Consider the following 8326-nt stretch of genomic DNA (forward strand, 5'->3'; position numbering starts at 1 on the left):
TTAGTCTTTAATTCCATAAGCAATATCGCCAGCATCGCCTAAACCAGGAACGATATAGGCTTTAGTAGTCATTTCCTCATCAATGTCGCCTATCCACAGTTTTGCACGGGGAAGATTTGCTTTGACATGTGCAATTCCTTCTGCGCTGGCTATAACGGAAACGATATGAAGCTGCTTAATGTTATAACGGGCAATGATTTCTTTACAGCTCAGTACCATACTTTGACCTGTAGCAATCACTGTATCAGAAACAATAAGCACTTTGTCGTTCAGGTCCGGACAGCTTACATATTCTTTTTGAATAGTAAAAGTACCGTCTTTAGTGGTTTTACGATATGCAGCAATAAAGGCTGAATCGGCACGGTCAAAGTAATTCAATAAACCCTGGTGTAAGGGCAGACCTGCCCGAAGGATGGTTGCAATTACGGGGTAGTTATCAATTACAGGGACGGAAGCAATACCTAGTGGAGTTTCGAAATCTGTTTCAACAAAATTCAATGTCTTGCTGATTTCATAGGCAAAAATCTCACCTATCCGTTCTAAGTTTCTACGAAAGCGCATACTGTCTTGCTGAATCTGAGCGTCTCTCAGTTCTGCAATAAAGTTGTTGCCAATGCTGGATGTGTTTGTTAATATAAACATTAAGCTAAAAATAAGCATTTTAAAACATGCTATGTAAAAATTCTCGGGCTAATTTTGATCAATTTCGCCAGGTAATGTAACGCCATTGTTTTTTTATTTACCTCCCTGTTATTCCTTTATATTTCGTAGGTATACGTCCTGATAAATACGTATTTTTGAATTGATGGATTTTAAATTAATATCAGATTATAAGCCGATGGGGGACCAACCGGAAGCGATCAGACAATTAGTAGATGGAGTAGAGAGAGATGAAAACTATCAAACTTTACTGGGGGTAACCGGTTCGGGAAAAACATTTTCCATAGCCAATGTGATTCAACAGACGCAAAAGCCAACACTTATTCTAAGTCACAATAAAACCCTGGCGGCTCAGTTATACGGGGAGTTTAAACAGTTTTTTCCTGAGAATTCGGTTAATTACTTTGTTTCCTACTACGATTATTATCAGCCGGAGGCCTACATTGCCACCACAAACACCTATATAGAAAAGGATCTTCAGATCAATGAAGAGATTGAGAAACTCCGTTTAAGGACAACCTCCTCTCTGATGTCGGGTCGAAGGGATATCATTGTCGTTTCTTCTATTTCCTGCATTTATGGTATGGGGAATCCAGAAGATTTCAGCAATTCGGTATTTAGCTTTGCTGTAGGCACAACAATCAGCAGGAATGCGTTTTTGCACCGTCTGGTAGAAATTCTTTATTCAAGGACAACAGCTGATTTTAAAAGAGGAACATTCCGTGTAAAAGGCGATACGGTAGATATTTATCCGGCCTATTTAGACTATGCCTATCGGGTTTCCTTTTTCGGGGACGACATAGAAGAACTCATGGCTATAGATCCGGAGAGCGGTAAAACACTGGAGAAAATGGTGCACATGGTCCTTTATCCGGCGAACCTGTTTGTAACGCCTAAGGAACGATTCACAGAATCTATCTGGGCTATCCAGGAAGAGCTGGAGATTAGAAAAAAGCAGTTATTGGATGATCAGCGGTTTTTAGAAGCAAAGCGTCTTGAAGAACGGGTTAATTATGACCTGGAGATGATGCGTGAGCTTGGCTATTGCAGTGGTATTGAAAATTACTCGCGCTTTTTTGATGGACGGACACCAGGAATGCGACCATTCTGTTTGCTTGATTATTTCCCGGATGATTACCTAATGGTGATTGATGAAAGTCACGTTACCGTTCCCCAAATCAGGGCAATGTATGGAGGCGACCGGTCAAGAAAGATGGCATTAGTGGATTATGGCTTCCGTTTACCTGCAGCATTAGATAACAGACCACTTAATTTTGAAGAATTTGAACGTCTTGCACCTCAAACTATTTATGTAAGTGCAACCCCTGGAGATTTTGAACTGGAAAAATCAGGTGGTGTGGTTGTGGAACAGGTAATTCGGCCGACAGGCTTGCTGGACCCTCCTATTGAGATCAGACCTATTGGCAACCAGGTGGATGATTTACTGAATGAGGTAGATAAAACGGTTAAAGATGGGGGCCGGATACTGGTGACTACACTAACCAAGCGCATGTCTGAAGAGCTTGCCAAGTACATGGACAGGCTGGGAATTAAGGTCCGCTATATCCATTCGGAAGTTAAAACGCTCGAAAGGGTAGAAATACTGCGTGGACTTCGATTAGGCGAGTTTGATGTACTGATTGGAATTAACTTACTGCGGGAAGGATTGGACCTGCCAGAAGTCTCTCTGGTAGCTATTCTGGATGCCGATAAGGAAGGGTTCTTGCGTTCGCATCGCTCTTTGATTCAAACGATAGGAAGGGCTGCGCGTAATGAACGAGGAAGAGTAATCATGTATGCAGATAAAATCACTGAGAGTATGCGGATTACGATAGAGGAGACTAACCGGCGTCGTGAGAAGCAGGTGCTATATAATGAAGAACATGGAATCACCCCAACAACGGTAGGCAAATCAAGAGAAGCAATCATGGAACAAACCTCTGTGGTAGATTTCAAAGGAGGCATTCAGAAAGTGTATACCGGTTATGATGAAGCAATTAGTATTGCAGCCGACCCTATCGTGCAGTATATGACGAAAGCTGAACTCAAGAAGGCAATTGAGAAATCGAAAAAAGACATGATGGTAGCAGCTAAAGACATGGATTTTCTGATGGCAGCTAAAACACGTGACGAAATGTTTGCGTTGGAGAAGATGATGGAAGAACGATTTGGTGATAAGAAAATAAAATTATGAACGGACAAAATAGAAAAGATATATATCCAGGACTTGAGGTTGATGTTATTTTAAAACAGGATCAACGCTCAGGTAAACTAACAAGAGGCATTGTGAGTAATCTTCTTACCAGCTCTCCTTTTCATTCCAGAGGGATTAAAGTTCGGTTAGAAGATGGTCAGGTTGGACGTGTTGCCTATATTACAGACGAAAATGAGGATTAATTACCGTCTTTCAAATGTAATTGTTAAGTTGTATTTATAATAATTACCCAATTTTATCGTCATATTTGTACTTTAATTATGACAGCTTTACTTAAATTTTTACTTATAACAATCCTGGTCATGTGGCTTATCAGAATGATAGCCAAAATTTTACTGCCTTTTCTGTTTAAAAAGATGGTAAAAAAAGCGCAGGATAATTTTAATTCAGCAACGGGACAACAGCCATTTGGTCAGCAACAGACTCGTCCGCCTCATACTAACGGTAAAATCAGTATCGATTTTATCCCTCCGAAGGATAAAGAAGCAAGGGCAGCTGATAAAGCAGGGGATTTTATTGACTTTGAAGAGTTAAAATAAGCAAATTACTCATATAGCTATTTGCTATACCCTAAAAAGTTCTATTTTTGGTCTTCAATTAAAGATCGAATGAGTAACTGGTTTAAACGAAATGGTGTACACGTAGCCATTATTGTATTTTTCATAGTATTATGCTTTGTTTACTTTAGTCCGGCCATACAGGGTAAGGTATTGTATCAGGGTGATGTTTTGCAGGCGAAGGCCATGCAGAAGGAAATCATGGATTATACCTTAAAGGACGGGAAAGCTCCTTTGTGGACAAACGCCATGTTTGGAGGGATGCCTGCATTTCAGATATGGGCACAATACCCCAAAAATGTTACTTCTTACGTTATCCGTTTTTTTACTTCTGTATTTCCAAATCCGGTATACAATGTTTTGCTGTATCTGCTAGGTGCTTATTTATTATTTATAGCACTTAAGGTGAGACCAGTACTCGCATTAGCAGGTGCTATTGCCATTGCATTTTCATCGTATAACTTCATCATTATCGATGCGGGACATACCAATAAAGCATTTGCCATCGCCTTTTTTGCACCAATTCTGGCAGGAGTTTTACTCACATTCAGAGGACGGTATTTATGGGGAGCCATGCTAACCGCACTTTTCCTTGCTATTGAGATCCGTGCGAATCACATCCAGATGACCTATTATTTATTCATCGCTTTGCTGATATTGGCAGGCATTGAATTATATCATGCTATTAAAAATAAAACACTTCCTGCCTTTACAAAAAGCGTTAGCTATCTTGCTGCTGCAGTTATATTAGCGGCTGCTGTTAATGCAGGTACGCTGTGGGTAACCTACGAGTACGGTCAGGAGACCATACGTGGCAAATCTAATTTGAGTCAGGATGCTAATGCAGGTAAACCATCATCAGGTTTAGATCGTGAATATGCGTATGGATGGAGCCAGGGAGTTGGCGAAACGCTCACTTTTCTTATTCCAAATGCGTATGGCGGAGAGTCAGGACATAAGCTGGATAAAGATTCGGAAGTTGGAAAGGCACTTGCGTCTAAGGGCGTCCCTCCAGATCAAGTGGACGGCGCTGTACAACAATTACAACAATATGGGCTGCTGAATACCTATTGGGGTGATAAACCTTTTACATCAGGCCCTTACTATTTTGGTGCAGTGATATGCTTCTTATTTGTGGCCGGTTTATTTATAGTTCGTGATCGGATTAAATGGTGGATTGTAGGGGCAACACTTTTGAGTTTGTTTTTATCCTTTGGAAAGAACCTGCCTTTTATTTCAGATCTGTTTTTCGACTATTTCCCATTATACAATAAGTTTAGAGCAGTGGAGTCTATATTAGTCATCGCTGGACTGTTGTTCCCTGTTCTCGCTATCCTGACCATTCAGGAGATTGCTACAGGTAAGCAGGATGCAAAAGATCTATTAAAGAAGAGTTTATATTCTTTGTATATCACTGGAGGAATTCTCTTATTGATCATTCTGGTGCCGAGTGTATTTTTGGGTTTCAAAACTGCAAATCACGAAGAAGTATTAAAAGGGCTTACACAGGCTACCGGAGATCAGGGATTTGCTAATTCATTGGCAAGCGCATTGATTGAAGACCGGGTTAGTCTGGCTAGAGCTGATGCATTCCGCTCACTGATTTTCGTTCTTATAGGTGCTGGTCTTATTTGGGCACTGATTAAGAAATCGATCAAACAGGAATATGTATTCGGCTTATTTGCAATCGTTATATTAATCGATATGTGGGGTGTAGACCGCAGATATTTGAACAATGATAAGTTCGTAGAGAAAAATACCCTTGAGCAAAATTTCAAACCACGTCAGGTTGATGAGTTGATCTTAAGGGATCCTAGTCTGGACTATCGTGTTCTTGATTTAACCATCAATACTTTTTCCAGTGCCAATGCATCTTACTTTCATAAAACTGTAGGAGGATATCATGCTGCAAAACTTAAACGCTTCCAGGAAGTGCTGGATAAGCAGTTTAATAATTCCATCAATGAGGATGTGCTGGATATGCTGAATACCAAATATGTGATTACTAACGATGAAAAGGGGCAATCGCAGCGGATTCAAAACAGAAGTACTACTTGTGGAAACGCCTGGTTTGTATCGAATATTTTATATGTAAAAAATGCAGATGAGGAAATGCAGGGCATCAGTAGCTTTGATCCATCGAAAGAGGCAATTGTGGACGAAAGTTTCAAACCTCTGATTGACAGTAGAAAAGTAGGGGTACCTGATCCTAATGCCAAAATTACGTTAACAGACTACCATCCTGATCACCTGACATATGACTATACTGCCGGTAAAGACATGATTGCTGTGTTTGCAGAAATATGGTACGATAAAGGATGGAATGCATATGTTGACGGAGTAAAGATTCCTTATTTCAGGGCAAACTATATTCTTCGTGCTGCAGAGCTTCCTGGAGGAAATCATAAACTGGAGTTCAAGTTTGAACCTGTATCCTACTATGCCGGTGAAAATATTTCATTGGTAGCTTCCATACTTCTGATAGGAGGAATAGGATTTGCGGGATATAAGGAAAGGAAGAAGAGTATTAAAAAATAATTTTAATAGCGCGTCTTTATTGGGTTTATACCAATTAAGGCCGAGCGATTGCATTAAAGCCTAAGCAACAGGATGATCATATTGATCCTGTTGCTTAGGCTTTTAATTTACCTGTTGTTTCTTTCCCAACAAAAGGTATAATATTGATCCTAATATTGGCTTTAGAATAACTATAAGTACCCAAATTAGCTTAGTTGTTTCATCTGAGAACTTCGATTTTATAATATCTAAAAGGCAAAAAACTATTAATACGATTGGGATTAAGGCAAACATAATTAATATGAATTCAGGGGCCCCTAAATCAAAAACAGTAAATGAGTTATAACTGGCATAGTGATCTAATTTAGACCCAATTATAACAAATTTGGATATACGAAAATGGGGAAAAGGAATGATATGGGTGAACGGGCATAATTTGGGTAAATACTGGAGCATCGGTCTTCAGCAAACAATTTATCTACCAGCGGAATGGCTAAAGAAAGAAAAAAATGAGATGGTAGTATTAGAGCTTATCAAACCGCAACAAAAGGTTTTGAGCAGTTTAAGTAAACCGATTCTAAATGAATTGAGGTAGTATGATTTCTAACTTAAAGCGCATATTCTTGCATTAACTTAAAATATTACTTTATTATTTTACTATTTTAGTGTAGTTATTAGCTTTCATTTGCGTATTTGTGCATACATTTATCAAAACGATGTTCAAAAACGCAGTTAGCTTCATTTTAAATGACCTTTAATGACACTAAGATAAAAACATGAACAAAAATATCACTCAACTTTATCATTTATCTTCCAAACCGGTTAAAAGAATTATAGGTCTAATGTCTGGTACTTCTTTCGATGGATTGGACGTTGCTTTGTGTGAATTTAAAGGTAGCGGCAAGGATACTGAAGTACAGATTTTAAACTTTACTACGGTTAACTATGAGGAGCCTTTCAAGCAGGATTTGAAGTCTATTTTTTCAAAAAGAGTTGGGGACATCCAAAAGGTTACTTTACTGAATGCTTTTATCGGGACTTACTTTGGGGAATTAGTATTATCCTGCCTTAAGGAATGGAACATAAATCCTTCCACTGTTGATTTTATTGCCAGTCATGGTCAGACTATCTTTCATGCGCCAAAATCACTACATCGTTTAAAAGGTTATGGAAATGGCACACTGCAAATTGGCGATGGCGATCACCTTGCGGTTAAAACAGGAATTATCACGATAAGTGATTTCAGACAGAAGCATATTGCTGCAGGTGGAGAAGGTGCCCCACTAGCTGTATATGGCGATTATCTTTTGTTTTCCAGTATGAGTACAGCCCGTATTATGCTCAACATAGGCGGGATTGCCAACTTTACGTATTTGCCTGCCGGCAAAACACCAAAGGGCATCTTTTCTACAGATGTTGGTCCGGGTAATACCCTAATGGATCAGTATATTCAATTAAACTATCCGGGAAAGTATTATGATGAAGGTGCAGAGCTGGCTTTATCAGGAACTGTAAATCTGCCTTTGCTTAAGGTCTTGCTTGACAACCCTTTTTTTGATGCCGGCTTTCCTAAAACTACCGGCCCTGAACTCTTCAGTCTGGCTTATCTACAGCTTGCCATTACTAAATCGTATGAAATCAATCTGAAACATGAAGATGTAATGGCCACCTTATCTGCTTTTTCGGCACAGAGTATCACTAGCGCCATTACGAAAAGTGTTCCTAAAGGCGACCCTTTTGAGATTTATGTAAGTGGCGGCGGGATGCATAACCCCTTGCTGATGCAGCAGATTGAAAAACATTTCGGATTGGGTCCTATTCAATCCACAGCTGCACTAGGCATAGATCCGGATGCTAAAGAAGCGGTATTGTTTGCTTTACTGGCTAATGAGGCTGTAGCTGGTGGAACAGTTGACTATGGCGATACTGTAGGTTTCCCCTCTGTATCTCTTGGGAAGATCAGCTTTCCATATTAAATTCTATTTCTTTCATTGCTTAAATATTTAAATCTACCCTATATGAAACAAGTTTTACAGAAAAGCTCAGTCAGGTTTTGGTTATTCCTATTCCTGCTTTTCCCATTATCAGGATCCCTGGTATGGGCACAAAATCCGGTTATAGTCAGCGGAGTGGTTAGAGACGCAAGAACCGGAGTAACATTGCCAGGTGTAGTCGTTAAGTTATCAGGAACCAATGCGGCTACCTCAACCACAGTAAACGGCTCGTATAAATTAAATGTTAATGTACCTGCAGGAACTCATCAATTTACATTTTCTTTCATTGGTTATAAAGCGGTTACAAAAAGCGTTCAACTCAGTTCAAGTGCAGTTACCGTTGACGCCGTTTTAGCAGAAGATGCTCTTAACCTGGATGAAGT

Annotated in this window: 9 protein-coding genes; 7 read left to right on the forward strand and 2 right to left on the reverse strand. The window is 39.6% G+C overall.

Annotated features, from left to right (window positions below; all coding sequences use genetic code 11):
• Positions 1–642 carry a uracil phosphoribosyltransferase gene (gene upp, locus ADIARSV_RS10660; RefSeq protein WP_016195519.1) on the reverse strand — a complete coding sequence of 214 codons (642 nt, stop codon included), beginning with the start codon at positions 640–642 and terminating at the stop codon, positions 1–3.
• A gap of 163 nt (positions 643–805) precedes the next feature.
• Here upp and uvrB point away from each other — a divergent pair, with 163 nt between their 5' ends.
• From uvrB to ADIARSV_RS10680, 4 genes are all read left to right on the forward strand, one after another.
• Complete coding sequence (gene uvrB, locus ADIARSV_RS10665; RefSeq protein ID WP_016195520.1) at positions 806–2854, forward strand: excinuclease ABC subunit UvrB; 2049 nt, start codon at positions 806–808, stop codon at positions 2852–2854.
• Entirely contained in the window at positions 2851–3057 is a 207-nt protein-coding gene (locus ADIARSV_RS10670; protein ID WP_016195521.1) for a YwbE family protein, read from the forward strand. The genes uvrB and ADIARSV_RS10670 overlap by 4 nt, the downstream gene beginning before the upstream one ends.
• 78 nt (positions 3058–3135) lie before the next feature.
• A complete protein-coding gene (locus ADIARSV_RS10675; RefSeq protein ID WP_040299777.1) occupies positions 3136–3414 on the forward strand; it encodes a DUF4834 family protein in 279 nt (92 codons plus the stop codon).
• Positions 3415–3483: 69 nt separating this feature from the next.
• Positions 3484–5970 (forward strand): YfhO family protein, encoded by a 2487-nt coding sequence (locus ADIARSV_RS10680; RefSeq protein ID WP_016195523.1) that lies wholly within the window; start codon positions 3484–3486, stop codon positions 5968–5970.
• Positions 5971–6072: 102 nt separating this feature from the next.
• On the opposite strand, the gene ADIARSV_RS23205 is transcribed toward ADIARSV_RS10680, so the two are convergent.
• The gene (locus ADIARSV_RS23205; RefSeq protein ID WP_083936563.1) at positions 6073–6405 is read right to left on the reverse strand and encodes a PLD nuclease N-terminal domain-containing protein; all 333 of its coding nucleotides are present in this window, start codon (positions 6403–6405) and stop codon (positions 6073–6075) included.
• Here ADIARSV_RS23205 and ADIARSV_RS21885 point away from each other — a divergent pair.
• The 3 genes from ADIARSV_RS21885 to ADIARSV_RS10695 all read left to right on the forward strand — a co-directional run.
• The gene (locus tag ADIARSV_RS21885) at positions 6335–6544 is read left to right on the forward strand and encodes a hypothetical protein (RefSeq protein WP_016195524.1); all 210 of its coding nucleotides are present in this window, start codon (positions 6335–6337) and stop codon (positions 6542–6544) included. The two genes, ADIARSV_RS23205 and ADIARSV_RS21885, sit on opposite strands and share 71 nt — an antisense overlap.
• A 181-nt stretch (positions 6545–6725) precedes the next feature.
• On the forward strand, positions 6726–7925 hold the full coding sequence (locus ADIARSV_RS10690) for an anhydro-N-acetylmuramic acid kinase (protein ID WP_016195525.1): 1200 nt from the start codon (positions 6726–6728) through the stop codon (positions 7923–7925).
• Positions 7926–7967: 42 nt separating this feature from the next.
• Positions 7968–8326 (forward strand): carboxypeptidase-like regulatory domain-containing protein (locus tag ADIARSV_RS10695; RefSeq protein ID WP_040299778.1); only part of this gene is annotated, 359 nt, incomplete at its 3' end.

This window comes from Arcticibacter svalbardensis MN12-7, assembly GCF_000403135.1.
In the GTDB taxonomy this organism is placed as follows: Bacteria; Bacteroidota; Bacteroidia; order Sphingobacteriales; family Sphingobacteriaceae; genus Arcticibacter; species Arcticibacter svalbardensis.